16 protein-coding genes are annotated in these 15,694 nt (G+C 73.6%); 6 read left to right on the top strand and 10 right to left on the bottom strand.

Annotated elements, in window-relative coordinates:
• The first annotated feature begins 186 nt into the window (after window positions 1–186).
• From AFB00_RS20615 to AFB00_RS20600, 4 genes are read left to right on the top strand one after another with little or no spacing between them, the layout of a single operon-like run.
• The gene (locus AFB00_RS20615; RefSeq protein WP_335726540.1) at window positions 187–1,449 is read left to right on the top strand and encodes an ABC transporter substrate-binding protein; all 1,263 of its coding nucleotides are present in this window, start codon (window positions 187–189) and stop codon (window positions 1,447–1,449) included.
• Entirely contained in the window at window positions 1,446–2,387 is a 942-nt protein-coding gene (locus tag AFB00_RS20610) for a carbohydrate ABC transporter permease (RefSeq protein WP_442965820.1), read from the top strand. The genes AFB00_RS20615 and AFB00_RS20610 overlap by 4 nt, the downstream gene beginning before the upstream one ends.
• Complete coding sequence (locus AFB00_RS20605; protein WP_068798557.1) at window positions 2,387–3,265, top strand: carbohydrate ABC transporter permease; 879 nt, start codon at window positions 2,387–2,389, stop codon at window positions 3,263–3,265. The genes AFB00_RS20610 and AFB00_RS20605 overlap by 1 nt, the downstream gene beginning before the upstream one ends.
• 54 nt (window positions 3,266–3,319) lie before the next feature.
• Window positions 3,320–4,444 carry an ABC transporter ATP-binding protein gene (locus AFB00_RS20600; protein WP_068798556.1) on the top strand — a complete coding sequence of 375 codons (1,125 nt, stop codon included), beginning with the start codon at window positions 3,320–3,322 and terminating at the stop codon, window positions 4,442–4,444.
• Window positions 4,445–4,540: 96 nt separating this feature from the next.
• Here AFB00_RS20600 and rlmN read toward each other — a convergent pair whose 3' ends face one another.
• Window positions 4,541–5,650 (bottom strand): 23S rRNA (adenine(2503)-C(2))-methyltransferase RlmN, encoded by a 1,110-nt coding sequence (rlmN, locus tag AFB00_RS20595; RefSeq protein ID WP_068798555.1) that lies wholly within the window; start codon window positions 5,648–5,650, stop codon window positions 4,541–4,543.
• Between the two features lie 26 nt (window positions 5,651–5,676).
• The gene (locus AFB00_RS20590) at window positions 5,677–6,267 is read right to left on the bottom strand and encodes a hypothetical protein (protein ID WP_068798554.1); all 591 of its coding nucleotides are present in this window, start codon (window positions 6,265–6,267) and stop codon (window positions 5,677–5,679) included.
• Between the two features lie 267 nt (window positions 6,268–6,534).
• On the opposite strand from AFB00_RS20590, the gene AFB00_RS20585 reads away from it, so the two are divergent.
• Window positions 6,535–7,029, top strand: coding sequence for a Rieske (2Fe-2S) protein (locus tag AFB00_RS20585; protein WP_068798553.1), 495 nt, complete (start codon window positions 6,535–6,537; stop codon window positions 7,027–7,029).
• Window positions 7,030–7,051: 22 nt separating this feature from the next.
• Here the strand turns inward: AFB00_RS20585 and AFB00_RS20580 are convergent, their stop codons facing one another.
• From AFB00_RS20580 to rpsB, 5 genes are all read right to left on the bottom strand, one after another.
• Entirely contained in the window at window positions 7,052–7,798 is a 747-nt protein-coding gene (locus AFB00_RS20580; protein ID WP_068800504.1) for a class I SAM-dependent methyltransferase, read from the bottom strand.
• Window positions 7,798–8,733, bottom strand: coding sequence for a phosphatidate cytidylyltransferase (locus AFB00_RS20575; RefSeq protein ID WP_083275701.1), 936 nt, complete (start codon window positions 8,731–8,733; stop codon window positions 7,798–7,800). The genes AFB00_RS20580 and AFB00_RS20575 overlap by 1 nt, the downstream gene beginning before the upstream one ends.
• 4 nt (window positions 8,734–8,737) lie before the next feature.
• A complete protein-coding gene (gene frr, locus AFB00_RS20570) occupies window positions 8,738–9,295 on the bottom strand; it encodes a ribosome recycling factor (protein WP_068798552.1) in 558 nt (185 codons plus the stop codon).
• A 101-nt stretch (window positions 9,296–9,396) separates the two neighbouring features.
• Complete coding sequence (gene tsf, locus AFB00_RS20565) at window positions 9,397–10,212, bottom strand: translation elongation factor Ts (RefSeq protein WP_068798551.1); 816 nt, start codon at window positions 10,210–10,212, stop codon at window positions 9,397–9,399.
• A 90-nt stretch (window positions 10,213–10,302) separates the two neighbouring features.
• Window positions 10,303–11,196 carry a 30S ribosomal protein S2 gene (gene rpsB, locus AFB00_RS20560; protein ID WP_068798550.1) on the bottom strand — a complete coding sequence of 298 codons (894 nt, stop codon included), beginning with the start codon at window positions 11,194–11,196 and terminating at the stop codon, window positions 10,303–10,305.
• A 378-nt stretch (window positions 11,197–11,574) separates the two neighbouring features.
• On the opposite strand from rpsB, the gene AFB00_RS35035 reads away from it, so the two are divergent.
• The gene (locus tag AFB00_RS35035) at window positions 11,575–12,315 is read left to right on the top strand and encodes a M23 family metallopeptidase (protein ID WP_231974003.1); all 741 of its coding nucleotides are present in this window, start codon (window positions 11,575–11,577) and stop codon (window positions 12,313–12,315) included.
• Between the two features lie 17 nt (window positions 12,316–12,332).
• Here AFB00_RS35035 and AFB00_RS20550 read toward each other — a convergent pair whose 3' ends face one another.
• The 3 genes from AFB00_RS20550 to AFB00_RS20540 form a co-directional block, all read right to left on the bottom strand.
• Window positions 12,333–13,442, bottom strand: a complete 1,110-nt coding sequence (locus tag AFB00_RS20550; protein WP_083275700.1) for a serine hydrolase — start codon at window positions 13,440–13,442, stop codon at window positions 12,333–12,335.
• A gap of 141 nt (window positions 13,443–13,583) precedes the next feature.
• Window positions 13,584–14,774: a FliA/WhiG family RNA polymerase sigma factor gene (locus tag AFB00_RS20545; protein WP_231974002.1), complete on the bottom strand. Its 1,191-nt coding sequence runs from the start codon at window positions 14,772–14,774 to the stop codon at window positions 13,584–13,586.
• Entirely contained in the window at window positions 14,749–15,681 is a 933-nt protein-coding gene (locus AFB00_RS20540; protein WP_068798548.1) for a tyrosine recombinase XerC, read from the bottom strand. Before AFB00_RS20540 ends, AFB00_RS20545 begins: the two co-directional genes overlap by 26 nt.
• Between the last annotated feature and the right edge of the window lie 13 nt (window positions 15,682–15,694).

Genomic DNA, 15,694 nt, shown 5'->3' with positions numbered 1-15,694 from the left:
TCGACCGCCGCGCCGCGGCCGCCGGCGCGTACCGCGACGGAACGATCGGGGCGCCCGGGTGCACGCCGGCGACGTCCGATCGTCCTCACCGCGGTACTCGCCGTCGTCGCACTCGTGCTCTCCGGCTGTGCCGGGGCCGGAACGCTCGGCCTCCCCGCCGGGGCACGGATCGTGACCATCGCCATCGTGTCCAACCCGCAGATGGAGGACGCGATCGAGCTGAGCCCGCGCTTCGAGGCGGAGAACCCGGGCATCAAGCTCCGGTTCGTCTCCCTCTCGGAGAACGAGGCCCGCGCGAAGATCACCGCCTCGGTCGCCACCGGTGGTGACGAGTTCGACGCGGTGATGATCTCCAACTACGAGACCCCGCAGTGGGCGAAGAACGGCTGGCTGGTCGATCTCGACCCGCTGATGGCCGGGACCCCGGGCTACGACCAGGACGACTTCACCCCCAGCATCCGCAACGCGCTGTCGGGGCCGGACGGGAACATGTACTCCGTGCCGTTCTACGGCGAGTCGGCGTTCCTGATGTACCGCAAGGACCTGTTCGCCCAGGCCGGGCTGACCATGCCGGCGAACCCGACCTGGGACCAGGTCCGCGGCTTCGCCGAGCGGCTCACCGACCGGTCGTCGGGTCAGGGCGGGATCTGCCTGCGCGGCAAGCCCGGCTGGGGCGAGGTCATGGCCCCGGTGGACGCGATGGTCAACTCCTTCGGCGGCCGCTGGTTCGACGAGAACTGGAACGCCCAGCTGACCTCCCCGGAGTTCAAGCGGGCGGTCAACTTCTACGTCGACACGGTCCGCGCGAACGGCCAGGCCGGTGCCGCCGGCTCGGGCTTCTCCGAGTGCGGCAACCAGTTCAGCCAGGGCAACACCGCGATGTGGTTCGACGCCACCGTCGCCGCCGGCCTGCTGGAGAACCCGGACGAGTCCAACGTCGTCGGGAACGTCGGCTACGCGCCGGCCCCGACCGGCGTCGACGGGCTGTCCTCGGGCTGGCTCTACTCGTGGGCGCTCGCGATCCCGAAGACGACCGCCGAGAAGGGGCCGGAGCAGGTCGACGCGACCTGGAAGTTCCTGTCCTGGATGACCTCCAAGCCCTACCAGAAGATGGTGGGCGAGGACCTCGGCTGGACATCGGTGCCGCCCGGTGCCCGGCAGTCGACCTACGACATCCCGGAGTACGCCGCGGCGTCGCAGGCCTACGGCCCGCAGACGCAGGCCGCGATCAACGCGGCCAACCAGGACCGTCCCACCCGGGACCCGGTCCCCTACACCGGCCTGCAGTTCGTCGGGATCCCGGAGTTCCAGGACCTCGGGACGCGGGTCAGCCAGCAGATCTCGGCGGCGATCGCCGGGCAGCAGACCGTCGACGAGGCGCTGGAAGAGGCCCAGCAGTACGCCCAGACCGTCGGTGAGAGCTACCAGCAGCGAGGAGCGGGCCAGTGACGGTGACCGAGACCCCACCACAGGCGCCGCCGGACCGGCCCGGCGCCGGCGCCGCGGCCGCCCGGCGGGACGGCTGGATCCGCCGCGCCCCGCTGCTCCCGGCGCTGATCTTCACGATCATCGTCACCCAGCTGCCGTTCCTGGTGACCATCTGGTACTCGCTGCAGTCCTGGAACCTGGTCAACCCCGGTAGCCAGCGGTTCGTGTGGTTCACCAACTACGCGACCGTGTTCACCGACTCGCAGTTCCGCGGCGTCGCCCTCAACTCGATCCTGCTGACGCTGGGCGCCGTCGCCATCGCCATGGTCATCGGCCTGGCCATCGCGCTGCTGCTCAACCGGGCGTTCGTCGGCCGGGGGATCGTCCGCACCCTGATCATCACGCCGTTCCTGATCACGCCGGTCGCCGGTGCGCTGCTCTGGAAGTCGGTGCTGTTCGACCCGACCTACGGTCTGGTCAACTTCGTGCTCGGCCCGTTCGGCGCCGGTCAGACCGACTGGGTGTCCACCTTCCCGCGGGCCGCGGTGATCATCGCGCTGGTCTGGCAGTGGACGCCGTTCATGATGCTGCTGATCCTGGCCGGGCTCGGCTCCCAGCCGCAGGAGGTCCTCGAGGCCGCCCGGATGGACGGCGCGACCGGGTTCGCGGTGTTCCGCGAGGTCACGCTGCCGCACCTGCAGCGGTTCATCGAGCTGGGCGTCGTCCTCGGCGCGATCTACCTGGTCAACACGTTCGACACGATCTACATGATGACCCAGGGCGGGCCCGGGACGGCGTCGGCGAACCTGCCGTTCTACATCTACCAGCGCGCGTTCCTGGGCTTCGACATCGGTGAGTCCGCCGCGATGGGCGTGGTCACCGTGGTGGCGACGATCATCATCGCGACGCTGGCCCTGCGGCTGATCTTCCGCAGCTTCTCCGCGGCCGAGGAGGCCTGATGAGCACCGACACCACGGCCACCAGTACGGCCGCCACCGCGGCACCGGTCACGCCGGCCCGGCCGAAGGGCCGCGCGACCGGGACACTGCTCACGGTGCTGGCCTGGATCGTCGGCATCGGGTTCTTCTTCCCGGTGCTGTGGATGGTCATGACGGCCTTCAAGACCGAGGCCCAGGCCGTCACCATCCCGCCGACGGTGTTCTTCGCGCCGACGTTCGACAACTTCGCCGAGGTCTTCTCCGGCGGCGTCGGGCCCTACCTGCTCAACTCGCTGTTCGCGACGGTCGCGTCCACCGTGCTGGTACTGGTGCTGGGCACCCCGGCGGCGTTCGCGCTGTCGCTGCGGCCGGTGAAGAAGACCCAGGACGTGCTGTTCTTCTTCATCTCCACCAAGATGCTGCCGGTCGTCGCCGCGATCGTCCCGATCTACGTGGTCGTGAACTACATGGGCGCGCTGGACAACATCTGGACCCTGATCGTGCTCTACACGGCGATGAACCTGCCGATCGCGGTCTGGATGATGCGCTCGTTCTTCCAGGAGGTCCCGAAGGAGCTCCTGGAGGCCGCGAGCATGGACGGTGCCTCGCTGTGGCGGTCGCTGCGCGAGGTCGTCCTGCCGGTCATCTCGCCCGGCATCGCCGCCACGTCGCTGATCTGCATGATCTTCGCCTGGAACGAGTTCTTCTTCGCGGTGAACCTCACCGCGTCCCGGGCCGCGACCGTCCCGGTCTACCTGGTCGGGTTCATCACCTCCGAGGGCCTGTACTTCGCCAGCCTGTGCGCCGCGGCCACCGTCGCCGCGCTGCCCGTGGTCGTGATCGGCTGGATCGCCCAGAACAAGCTCGTGCAGGGCCTGTCCTTCGGTGCCGTCAAGTGACCCGGACGACCGGCCAGCACATCGACAAGCTCAACCAGCAGAAGGAGGCCCGCCGTGGCTGACGTGGTGTTCGACCAGGCGAGCCGGATCTACACCCCGGGCGCCAAGCCGGCCGTGGACCGGCTGGACCTGACCGTGGAGGACGGCGAGTTCGTCGTGCTCGTCGGGCCGTCCGGGTCCGGGAAGTCCACCGCGCTGCGGATGCTCGCCGGGCTCGAGGAGATCGACGGCGGCGCCATCCGGATCGACGGCGAGAACATGGTCGGGGTCCCGTCCCGCGACCGCGACATCGCCATGGTGTTCCAGAACTACGCGCTCTACCCGAACAAGACGGTCGGCGAGAACATGGCGTTCCCGCTGAAGATGGCCGGGGTGGACAAGGCCGAGCGCGACGTCAAGGTCAAGGAGGCGGCCGAGATCCTCGGGCTGACCGACTACCTCGACCGCAAGCCGCGCGCCCTGTCCGGCGGTCAGCGCCAGCGGGTCGCGATGGGCCGCGCGATCGTCCGCGAGCCCCGGGTGTTCCTCATGGACGAGCCGCTGTCCAACCTGGACGCGAAGATGCGCGTGCAGACCCGTACCGAGATCGCCGCCCTGCAGCGCCGGCTCGGTGTCACCACCGTCTACGTCACCCACGACCAGGTCGAGGCCATGACGATGGGTGACCGGGTCGCGCTGCTCGCCGACGGCAAGCTCCAGCAGTTCGCCACCCCCGCCGACCTCTACGACCGGCCGCAGAACGCGTTCGTCGCCGGGTTCATCGGCTCACCGGCGATGAACCTGTTCACCGTCGCGGTCACCGAGCGCGGGGTCACCCTGGCCGGGCACGAGATCGCCCTGCCCCAGGACGTCCGGGCCGCGATCGGCGCCCACCAGCTCACCCGGGTGACCCTGGGCATCCGGCCCGAGCAGTGGAGCGTCGCCGCCGACGGCCACGAGGGCATCCCGGCCCGGGTCGACGTCGTCGAGGAGCTGGGCTCGGACGCCTACCTCTACGGCACGCTGGCCGAGACCTCCGGGGACCTGTCGGCGACCGCGTCGCTGGTCGGGTCCGGCGAGGACCGGGTCGTCGTCCGCACCGGCGGGCGGTCCGGGGCCCGGCGTGGCGACCGGGTCGCGCTCACCCCCTCGGTGGACAACCTGCACCTGTTCCACCCCCAGTCGGGCGACCGGCTCTGACACCGGCTGCCCGGCGGGAATGCCCTCCCGCCGGGCAGGGGGCCACCGCCGCCCCTGCCCCGGGCCCGGCCGGGCGGCGGTGGCCGGAGGAGCGGGTCAGCCGGAGTGCGAGGCGGCGAGCTGGCCGCAGGCGGCGTCGATCTCCTGGCCGCGGGTGTCGCGCACCGTGCAGGCCACCCCGGCGGCGCGGACCCGGCGCACGAACTCCTCCTCGACCGGCTTCGGCGACGCGTCCCACTCGCTGCCCGGGGTCGGGTTCAGCGGGATGAGGTTGACGTGCACCCGGGACGTGCCGATCCGCTGCCGGAGCACCTTCCCGAGCAGGTCGGCCCGCCACGGCTGGTCGTTGACGTCACGGATCAGCGCGTACTCGATGGACAGCCGGCGGCCCGTCGTCGTGGCGTAGCGGCGCCCGGCGTCGAGGACCTCGGAGACCTTCCACCGGTTGTTCACCGGGACCAGGGTGTCGCGCAGCTCGTCGTCCGGGCAGTGCAGGGAGATCGCCAGGGTCACCGGGATCCCCTCCTCGCGCAGCCGGTCGATCGCCGGGACCAGGCCCACGGTGGACACGGTGACCCCGCGCGCGGAGATGCCGAGGCCGTCGGGTGCCGGGTCGGTGATCCGGCGGACGGCGGCCACCACCCGCTTGTAGTTCGCCAGCGGCTCGCCCATCCCCATGAAGACGACGTTCGACAGCCGGGTCGGCTCGTCGAGCAGGCCGTCCCGGGCCGCCGCGGCGGCCATCCGCACCTGGTCGACGATCTCGCCGGTGGACAGGTTCCGCTGCAGGCCGCCCTGGCCGGTGGCGCAGAACGGGCACGCCATGCCGCACCCGGCCTGGCTGGAGACGCAGACCGTCGCCCGGTCCGGGTAGCGCATCAGCACGGACTCGGCGAGCACGCCGTCGTGGCCGCGCCACAGCGTCTTGCGGGTGGCTCCGCCGTCACAGGACTTCTCGGTGAGCGGGGTGACCAGCGCCGGCAGCAGCGCGCCCAGCTTGGCCCGTGCGTCGGCGTTCAGGTCGGTCATCGCCTCGGGGTCGGCGGTCAGCCGGCCGAAGTAGTGTCGGGCGAGCTGGTCGACCCGGAACCGGGGCAGCCCCAGTTCGGCCGCGACGGCGGCACGGTCGGCCGGGGCGACGTCGGCGAGATGGCGGGGCGGCGTGCCGCGGCGGGGGGCGTCGAAGACGAGCGGAAGGCTGGACATGGCACCCAACAGTGTGCCAGCCGCGCTCAGCGCACTCCGGGCAGGCGCAGGTTGTACCGCCGCGACAGGGTCGCGCCGAGATCGTGGAGGATGCCGAGCCGGCGCATCGCGGAGATCCACAGGACCAGCCCGGCGCCGATCCCGATCACCGGTTGCGACGAGCCGGTGCCCTGCCCCTCGTAGGACAGCGCCAGGTACGCCCCGAACGCGGCGAGCAGCAGCACCAGGCCGCCGGTGGCGACCAGGGTGCGCTCCTCCAGCACCGTGGAGGCCAGGATCAGCAGGACGCCGACCAGGGCCGCGGACAGCGCCGTCGCCAGCTCGCCCCAGCTCACCAGGGCGAGCAGCGTCGGCAGCAGCACGATCCCGGCGACCCCGACCAGGATCAGCCGCTGCATCCGCCGCTTGCGCTCGGGATGCAGGGTCACCGCCGTCGCCGCGTTGCGGCGCCGGACGATCCACAGGTAGGCGGTGAGGAACACCCCGAGCGCGACGAGGACGGTCGCCAGGCCGCCGCCGAGGCCACCCGCACCCACGGTCCAGGCCAGGAGTCCGAGCACGATCTCGAGGCTCGGCGCGGGTACACCGAGCGAGGGTTGGCGCATCGTGTACGGCATGCACCCACGGTAGCGACACCGCTCGCCCGTTCGCCGCCACTCCCCCGGGCCCGGTGAGCGGTGTCCTGCGGAGCTCAGGTGGCGGATCGGGTGCGGTCCGTGCACGACCGGGGAGTCCGACGGCCGCGAATCGGACATCGTGGGACGCTGGGGGCGGCCGACGCCGGGATCCGTCCCGATCCGGCCCGACGGGTGCGGCCCCCGAACGCCCACCCGGGACACCACCACCCAGCGGGCCCGCGTGGCCCGCCCTCCCCGAGGAGCGCGATGACCCTCCCCGAACGGACAGTTCCCACCTCAGACGCCGAGAACGCCGAGCCCACCGCCCCGCGCGGCGGCCCGGCCTTCGGCCGCCGCGCCGCGTTCGCCGGCGCCGGAGCCGTCGCCGTCGGTGCGGTCGCGGCCTGCGGCGGTGGCGGCACCACCGACGACGCCGGCGGTCAGCAGGAGGCCGGGGACGCCCCGCAGGGCGCACCCGGCACCGCGCTCGGCCCGGCGTCGGAGGTCCCGGTCGGTGGCGGGAAGATCTACGCCGACCAGCAGGTCGTGGTGACCCAGGCCGCCGCCGGCCAGTACACCGGGCTGTCGGCCGTCTGCCCGCACCAGGGCTGTGCGGTCGCCTCGATCGCCGAGGGCCAGATCGTCTGCCCCTGCCACAACAGCCGGTTCGGTCTCGACGGCGCCGTGCTGCAGGGACCGGCCCAGGAGCCGCTGCAGCAGCGTCCGGTGACCGTCGCCGACGGGTCGATCACCCTCTCCTGACCGCATCCGCCCGCCGCGGGGCTCAGGGCAGGACGAGCCCCGCGGCCCGGGTTCGGGTGTGCAGCCGGTAGCCGACCGGGACGGTCAGGCCCGCGACGTCGTCGATGGCCCGGCGGGCGGTCCGCGCCGAGAACTCGATGCGCAGCACCTCTTCGAGGTCGGCCCGCTCGGCGAACCGCCAGGTGGAGCGCACCCGGCGCAGGGTGAACCCGTGGGCGGCGAAGAACCGGTCCACCGCGGGCGGGTCGTAGCGCGGCAGGTCGGCGCGCAGCCAGGTCCCGTAGGGCCGGGCGGTGAAGTCCAGGTCGACGACGGCGAGCACCCCGCCCGGCCGCAGCACCCGCTCGGCCTCGGCCAGCCCCGGCTCGCATCCCGGGCCGAAGAAGTACGCCGTCCGGGCGTGCACCAGGTCGGCCGAGCCGTCCGGCAGCGGCAACCGCTCCGCACCGGCCGCGACCACCGAGATGCGGTCGTCACCGGCGCACCGCCGCCGGGCCCGTTCGACCAGCGGCGGATGCGGCTCGACGCCGACGACACTGCGCGCCCGCTCGGCGAAGTGCGGCAGGTGGAAGCCGTCGCCGCAGCCGATGTCGACGACGTCGGCGCCGTCCCAGTCCCCGGTCTGCTCGCGCAGCGCGGCCCAGAGGGCGCCGTCGGCGTCCTGCGCCCGGTTCTCGGTCTCGTAGACCTCGGGCCAGTTCCAGATGTTCGGGCTCGGGATGGCCGGGCCGGGGCGGCGCTGCCCGCCGAACCCGGCGAAGCTGCGCATCACCCGGCCGGGACGACGATCCCGAGCACCGCCCACGCGACGAACGCGGTCGGCAGCAGCGAGTCCATCCGGTCGAGCAGCCCGCCGTGGCCGGGCAGCAGCGTGCCCATGTCCTTGATGCCGATGTCCCGCTTGACCAGGGACTCGACGAGATCTCCGAGGGTGGCCGTGGCGACCAGCAGGGCGCCGACCAGGGTGCCCCAGTACCAGGCCTCGCCGAAGAACAGCGCCACGCAGAGCGACCCGGCGATCATCCCGGCGATCTGGGAGCCCGCGAAGCCCTCCCAGGACTTCTTCGGGCTGATCGTCGGCGCCATCGGGTGCCGGCCGGCCACGACCCCGGCCGCGTAGCCGCCGACGTCGGAGGCGATCACGCACAGCAGGAAGGTGAGGACCCGGCCCACGCCCTGGGGGGCGACGGTCAGCTGCACCGCGAACGCGACCAGCAGGGGCACGTAGAGCGCCACGAAGAGCGAGGCGCTGATGTCACGCACGAAGTGCGCCGCGCCCTCGCGCATCCGCCACAGCAGGCAGCCCAGCACGGTCGCGCCGAGGGCCACCGCCACACCGTGCAGGCCGAACGGCCAGGACGCCCAGACGATCGCCTGCCCGCCGACGAGCAGCACCGGCACCGAGACCCGGATGTCGGCGCCGCGGCGCAGCGCCCCGGCCAGCTCCCAGGTCGCGATGCCCGTGCAGATCGCGAGCAGCGCGACGAAGCCCTGCGGCACGATCAGCAGGCTGAGCAGGATGACCGCGCCCATCCCGACCCCGACGCCGATCGCGGCGAGGAGGTTGCGGCCCAGCCGCGAGCGCTTGTAGCCCTTCATACCCCGGACGAGCCGGGGGCCCTCCGGGGTCACCGAACCGCCGGCCGGCCCGTCGCCGGGCAGGTCGGAGGTCACGGGGACGGCTGCGTCGGAGGAGAAGGACACCGGGTCAGACCTCGAGGAGCTCGGCTTCCTTGTTCTTGACCAGCTCGTCGATCTGTGCGACGTAGCGGTCCGTGACGCCCTGCAGCTCCTTCTCGGCGCGGGCGACCTCGTCCTCGCCGGCCTCGCCGTCACGCTGGATGCGGTGCAGCTCGTCCATCGCCTTGCGGCGCAGCGCGCGCATCACGACCCGGGCGTCCTCGCCCTTGCTCCGGGCGACCTTGACCATGTCCCGGCGGCGCTCCTCGGACAGCTGCGGGATGATCACGCGGATGATCTGGCCGTCGTTGGAGGGGTTGACGCCGAGGTCGGAGTCGGCGATCGCCTTCTCCATCGCCTTGAGCTGGCTGGCGTCGTACGGCTTGATGACGGCCATCCGCGCCTCCGGGACGGAGACCGACGCGAGCTGGTTCAGCGGGGTGAAGGCGCCGTAGTAGTCCACGACGACCCGGGAGAACATGTTCGGAGTGGCCCGGCCGGTGCGCACACCGGTGAGGTCGTCGCGGGCGACGCCCACGGCCTTCTCCATCTTCTCCTCGACGTCGAAGAGGGTTTCCTCGATCACGGTTGTTCCCCCGGCCTGTCGTACTCGCGGTGTGATGACCGATCCTCTCACCCCGTGCCCGGGCGACGCCGTGCGCACCGCCCGGACACCGGGTGCGAGGGTCAGTTCTGGCCGACCTCGAAGCGGACGAAGTCCTTGATCGTCAGACCCGCCTCGTCGGCGACGGCCTTGACGGACTTCTTCGGGTCGACCACGGAGGCCTGCTCGAGGAGCACGACGTCCTTGTAGTAGCCGTTGACCCGGCCCTCGACGATCCGCGGCAGGACCTGCTCGGGCTTGCCCTCCTCGCGGGCGGTCGCCTCGGCGATCTTCTTCTCGTTCTCCACGACGTCCGCCGGGACCTGCTCACGCGTCAGGTACTGCGGGCGGGCGGCGGCGACCTGCATCGCCAGGCCGCGGGCGGCCTCGGCGTCGGCACCGTCGTAGGAGAGCAGGACGCCGATCTGCGGGGGCAGGTCGGTCGCGCGCTTGTGCAGGTAGACGGCGGCCTCGCCGTCGACGTGCGCGTAGCGCTTCAGCTCGAACTTCTCGCCGATCCGCGCGGACAGCTCCTGCACGGCCTCGCCGACGGTCTTGTCGTCGAGCTTGGCGGCGCTCAGCGCGTCGAGGTCGGCCGGGGCCTGCTCGACGGCAGCGGCCAGGATGCGCTCGGCCAGCGCGATGAAGTCCTCGGACTTCGCGACGAAGTCGGTCTCGCAGTCGAGCTCGACCAGGGTGCCGCCCTCGGCGACGACCAGGCCGTTCGCGGTGGCGCGCTCGGCGCGCTTGCCCACGTCCTTCGCACCCTTGATGCGGAGGAGCTCCACGGCCTTGTCGAAGTCGCCCTCGGACTCCTCCAGGGCCTTCTTGCAGTCCATCATTCCGGAGCCGGTGAGGTCCCGGAGCCGCTTGACGTCGGCGGCGGTGTAGTTCGCCATCAGGTGTCTCTCGTCCTCTGGGTCGTGACGGGAATGGATCACCAGGTCACGGGGAGGGCCGACCGCAGCGGCCGGCCCTCCCCGTGCAGATCAGTTCTGGGTGCCGTTGCTGGTCGACGCCGGGGCGGCCGCAGCGGCCGAACCGTCGCCACCGGCGGTGGCGGCGGCGCCGTCACTACCCGCGGCGGACAGGCTCGCGCCGTCCGAGCCGACCTCGTTGCCGGCCAGCACGTCCTGCTCCCACTCGGCCAGCGGCTGCTCGCCGGAGCCGCTGTCGCCACCCTCGCCACGACGCTGGCCGCGGGCGACCAGACCGTCGGCGGCGGCCTTGGCGACGACCTTGGTCAGCAGCGCGGCGGACCGGATCGCGTCGTCGTTGCCCGGGATCGGGAAGTCGACCTCGTCCGGGTCGCAGTTGGTGTCCAGGATGGAGACGACCGGGATGTTGAGCTTCCGGGCCTCGCCGACGGCGATGTGCTCCTTCTTGGTGTCCACGATCCAGATGGCGGACGGGACCCGGGACATGTCGCGGATACCGCCGAGGGTCTTCGCGAGCTTGTCCTTCTCCCGGGTCAGCGTGAGGATCTCGCGCTTGTTGCGACCCTCGAACCCGCCGGTCTCCTCCATCGCCTCGAGCTCCTTGAGGCGCTGCAGGCGACGGTGCACGGTCTGGAAGTTGGTGAGCATGCCGCCCAGCCAGCGCTGGTTGACGTACGGCATGTTGACCCGGCTCGCCTCCTCGGCGATGGCCTCCTGCGCCTGCTTCTTGGTGCCGACGAACATGATCGTGCCGCCGTGCGCGACGGTCTCGCGCACGAACTCGTAGGCCCGGTCGATGTAGGACAGCGTCTGCTGCAGGTCGATGATGTAGATGCCGTTGCGCTCGGTGAGGATGTAGCGCTTCATCTTCGGGTTCCAGCGACGGGTCTGGTGCCCGAAGTGCACGCCGCTGTCGAGCAGCTGCTTCATGGTGACGACGGCCATGGCCTGCGTTCACCTCTCGTGTCGGCGCGGCGGTGAGGCCGCGCGTGCGGTTCTGCGGGACCACCGGTGGTGGACCGCCCTGGCGCTCGTCACGGGGCCGGACCCTGCGCTCCCGCGTCGGTGGTGCTGTGACGACGGGATCGCCGGGACCGCCCGGCCTCCGGTCCCGGCGCCGCACCCCGGAGGGGACGGCGCGTGGGCAGGCGGGCGCGCGAAGTCACCACGAACGGACGTGGTGCGGGAACGAGTGTACGCCGGGCCCTCCGGGGCGACTGCAGCGGAGCCCGCCGACGGGCCCGGCCGTCCACAACCGGCGGGTACGTCCACAGCCGGGGAGACGATCCCACCGGCCGGGCCCGGGCGGCGCAGGCTGGACCGGTGACGACGATCCTCCTCCCGGCGACGCCGGGAGCACCGGGTGCCGGGCCGGGCAGCGGGTCCCGGGGTGCGTGGTGGCGGCGGCGGGCGCGCGACGGCGCCGTCCTCGGCGCCGTGCTGGCCGCCGTGCTCGTGACCGTCCTCGCGGTACTCGCGCCCGGTACGGGGCGCGCGGATCCGCCCACCGGCCCGCCGCCCGTCGGCGCGCCGCCGGCCGGGGACGCACCGGGTACCGCGGACCGGGCACCTCCCCCGGCGCCGCGGCCCCCGGCGCCGGCGCGGCCTCCGGGTGCCGGGATCCCGGCACCCGGGGCGCAGTACTCGTGGCCACTGCTCCCGGCGCCCGCCGTCACCGAGCCCTTCCGCCGGCCGACGTTCGCCTACGGCCGCGGACATCGTGGCGCCGACCTGGCCGGGGCGCCGGGCCAGGCGGTGCTCGCCGCGCGCACCGGGGTGATCGCGTTCGCGGGCCGCGTCGCCGGTCGCGGCGTCGTCTCGGTCGATCACGCCGACGGCCTGCGCAGCACCTACGAACCGGTCTCCGCGGTCGTCACGGCCGGCGCGACGGTCGGCGCCGGGGATCCGCTGGGGGTGCTGGAGCCCGGGCACGCGGGGTGCCCGGTGGCGGCCTGCCTGCACTGGGGGGTCCGCCGGGACCGCCTCGACCATCTCGACCCGCTCGTCCTGCTGCGACCGGCCCGGCTGCGGCTGCTCCCCTGGGGCGCCGACGGGCCCCCGTGACACGCACCGGCGCCGGGTCAGCCGAACAGGTCGCAGCTCCAGCGCCGCACGACCTGCGGGTCCTCGGCAGCCGCGGCGGTGACGTCGTCGAGGCCCGGGGTCGCCGCGGCCCGGTCGGTTCCGGCGCGGGACATGCGCCGCACGAGCAGCACACCGGTGGCGACCGTGCCGTCGGCGCGCCGCAGCTCGGTTCCCCGGCTGACGACGGCGCCGGTGGTCAGCCCGCCCTTGGCCCCGACCCCGACGAAGCCCGGCCGGCTGCTCCGCTCGGTGATCGTCCGGGCGTGCGCGGCGCCGGGGAGGCGGCCCTCACCGATCCCGCGCCACAACGCCGTCAGCTGCCGGGCCGTCCCTCCGGGACCGCTGCCGTTGTACGCGTCCACGTCGAGGCCCGGCGGAAGCGGGCGAGTGTCGACGTCGGCGCGGAACGCGGGATCGGACGCGAAGCGGCGGGCGGCGTCCCGCTCCCGGCGCCGGCGCTCGTCCGCGGTGGCGCCCGCGGGCACGAGCTCCGGGACGAACTGCCCGATCAGGAACCCGGTGTTGGTGGGGAGCGCCCCGACCTCGCCCCAGCCGTAGTCACGAGCGGCGTCGACGAGGGCCCGGTCGCCGAGCCGGGCCCGGAGGAAGTCGGGCGCGGCGTTGTCGCTGAACGTGTTCATGGCGTCCGCGACCCGGTCGATCGGCACCGTCGCGCCCTGGTCGCTCGCCCGCATCCCGGTGCGCGAGATACCGAGCGCGTCGAGCGCCGCCGCATGGGACTCCTCGCTGCCCGCCGACGACCAGCGCTCCCAGTCCCCGAGCCGGACCGGCTCGTCCGCCCGGACCCGGCCGAGCGCCACCTCGCGGGTGTAGGGGACGAGGTTGAGGACCTTGATCGACGAGGCGAACGGCTGGACCTCGTCGGCCCGGTGCTCGACCCGGGTGCCGCGGCCGTCGTCGAAGACGAACGCGACGTCGTCGGGGTGCCGCGCGGCGTACCCGACCCAGCCGGAGGCGGTCCCGACGTCCGCGGCGGCGACGTGGCAGGGATCCGGCCCGGCCGCGCACGACGACGTGAGCAGCACGAGGAGCGCGACGAGCATCCCCGGCAACGCCGGGCGCCACCCGCCCGGATGTCGGGTCATCGACGTGATCGTGGTCCGCCGTGCGCGGAATTCGCAACCTGTCGCCGGGTCCACCGCCCGCGGGCCCCCGGGAGGGGCGCCGCGTGCACCGGCGTGTCCGGCCAGGAGCCGGCACGTCCGGACCCGGCCGGTCCTGCACGCTCAGCCGGCGAGCGCCGGTTCCAGGCGCAGCCGCAGGCGCGAGATCATCCGGGAGTGCAGCTGGCACACCCGCGACTCGGTCACCCCCAGCAGGACACCGATCTCGGCGAGCGTGCGGTCCTCCAGGTAGTACAGCCGCAGGACCGTGCGGTCACGCTCACCGAGCTGCGCGATGGCGGCCCGCAGCTCGTCGCCGGTCTCCCGGCGGACGGCGGTCAGGACGGGGTCCGCGTCGTCGTCGGCCAGGACGGCCGGCCCGGCCGCGGCGACGGCGCCCGGGTCGTCGGTGCTGACGAGGTGCATCGGCCGCCCGGCCTGCCGGAGATCACGCAGCCCCACGCCCAGCTCGCGCGCCAGTTCCCGCTCCGACGCCGGCCGGCCGGTCCGGGTCTGCACGGCCTCCCGGGCCCGTTCGACCTCCCGGATGCGGGAGCGGACGGTGCGCGGGACCCAGTCCTGCGCGCGCAGCTCGTCGAGCATCGCACCGTGGATCCGCCGGCCGGCGTAGCCCTCGAAGCGCGCTCCGCGGGCCGGGTCGAACCGGTCGATCGCCTCCATGAGACCGAACGTGCCGGACTGCACCAGGTCCGCCAGCTCGACCGACGGGGGCAGGCGGACGGCGAGCTTCGCCCCGACCCCGCGCACGAGCGGCGTGTGGTGTTCCACGAGCCGGCGCCGGGCCTCCGGATCGCGCCGCGCGAGATAGACCCGCCACAGCGGCAGGGCGTCGCTCTCCACGGTCCGGGCCAGCCGGTCCCCGGCTCCGACCGGTGCCGGCACCGGGCCCGGCTCCGGCGGAGCGATCAGCGCCATCCGGCCGTTGCGGACGCGGCCCGCCGGCGACCGCGGATCGCACGGCTCGGTGGTCGTGGGCACCGCCCGGACGCGGACCGCCGGCGACGAGGCCGGCCGCGGGGCCGGCTGTGGTCCCGGGGCCGGCTGCGGTGCGAACGCCGGAGCCGCCCGCGGCACCGACCGCGGGGCGAACGCCGGTGCCGGTGCCGGCATCGGCCCCGGCTCCGGTGTCGCGGGCAGCGCCGTCACCGGCTCCTCGGTGACCGTCAGCGGAACGTCGGCCGGCAGCGAGCCGGGGACGCCCCGGTCCAGCGCCGAGGCGAGGACGGCGGCGAAGCGACCGGGCCGGTGAGCCGTCGGGATCGACGCCTCACGCCCGAGGGTGGGCCTGGTCATGAACCACCTTCAACCGATCAACGGTCACGTGTGTGTAGAGCTGTGTCGTTGACAGCGTAGCGTGACCGAGCAACTCCTGTACGTAACGGAGGTCGGCGCCACCCTCGAGGAGGTGGGTGGCCGCGGCGTGCCGGAGTCCGTGCGGCCCGACGTCGGTGACCCCGGGTACCGCGCGCATCGCGCGGTGCACCACGGTACGAGCGACCCGCGGATCGAGACGCCCGCCCCGGACACCGAGCAGCAGCGCGGGCGGCGAGGAGGGCTGGGCGAGCACCGGCCTGCCCCGCTCCAGCCAGCGGCGCAGGGCCCGGCCGGCGGGGACGCCGAAGACCACCGTCCGCTCCCGGTCCCCCTTGCCCCGGACGCGCAGCGTCCGGCCGGGCTCGTCGACCCGGCCGAGATCGAGCCCGCACAGCTCCGCGACGCGGATCCCCGTGCCGTACAACAGCTCCAGGACGACGAGGTCGCGCAGCGCCTCGGGATCGTCCTCGGTCGCGCCGGAGATCGCCGCGTCGAGGACGGCGGTGGCCTCCCCCACGGCCGGGATCTCCGGCAGCTCGGCCGCCGCCCGCGGCGAGCCGAGCCGGGCCGCCGGGTCGGCGGCGATCCGGCCGGTGCGGACCGCCCACGCGCAGAAGGTGCGCGCGGCAGCGGTCCGCCGGGCGACCGTCGCCCGCCCGGCACCGGCGTCGTGCGTCGCCGCCAGCCGGCGCCGCAGGTGGTCGAGATCGAGATCGGCCAGTCCCGCCAGGCCGCGGAGCAGGTCGGTCAGGTCGGAGCGGTAGGCCCGCACCGTGTGCGGGGACCGGCCGCGCTCGTAGCGGAGGTGCTCGGTGAACGCCTCCAGCGCCGCGCCCACGTCACCGGCGAGGGCGGGACGGTCGGCGGCGGGCTGGCTGCTCGGCATGTCCGGACGGTGC

Source organism: Pseudonocardia sp. HH130630-07, assembly GCF_001698125.1.
In the GTDB taxonomy this organism is placed as follows: Bacteria; Actinomycetota; Actinomycetes; order Mycobacteriales; family Pseudonocardiaceae; genus Pseudonocardia.
Note: the sequence above shows the minus strand (reverse complement) of the source record. Positions and strands in the feature narration are given on the sequence as shown.

What these genes read in the sequence shown, in the direction of transcription:
- AFB00_RS20605 (WP_068798557.1), top strand. Translation starts at nt 2,387, where the DNA reads ATGAGCACCGACACCACGGCCACCAGTACGGCCGCCACCGCGGCACCG.
- rlmN (WP_068798555.1), bottom strand. Translation starts at nt 5,650, where the DNA reads ATGTCCAGCCTTCCGCTCGTCTTCGACGCCCCCCGCCGCGGCACGCCG.
- AFB00_RS20590 (WP_068798554.1), bottom strand. Translation starts at nt 6,267, where the DNA reads ATGCCGTACACGATGCGCCAACCCTCGCTCGGTGTACCCGCGCCGAGC.
- AFB00_RS20585 (WP_068798553.1), top strand. Translation starts at nt 6,535, where the DNA reads ATGACCCTCCCCGAACGGACAGTTCCCACCTCAGACGCCGAGAACGCC.
- AFB00_RS20580 (WP_068800504.1), bottom strand. Translation starts at nt 7,798, where the DNA reads ATGCGCAGCTTCGCCGGGTTCGGCGGGCAGCGCCGCCCCGGCCCGGCC.
- tsf (WP_068798551.1), bottom strand. Translation starts at nt 10,212, where the DNA reads ATGGCGAACTACACCGCCGCCGACGTCAAGCGGCTCCGGGACCTCACC.
- rpsB (WP_068798550.1), bottom strand. Translation starts at nt 11,196, where the DNA reads ATGGCCGTCGTCACCATGAAGCAGCTGCTCGACAGCGGCGTGCACTTC.
- AFB00_RS20550 (WP_083275700.1), bottom strand. Translation starts at nt 13,442, where the DNA reads ATGACCCGACATCCGGGCGGGTGGCGCCCGGCGTTGCCGGGGATGCTC.
- AFB00_RS20545 (WP_231974002.1), bottom strand. Translation starts at nt 14,774, where the DNA reads ATGACCAGGCCCACCCTCGGGCGTGAGGCGTCGATCCCGACGGCTCAC.
- AFB00_RS20540 (WP_068798548.1), bottom strand. Translation starts at nt 15,681, where the DNA reads ATGCCGAGCAGCCAGCCCGCCGCCGACCGTCCCGCCCTCGCCGGTGAC.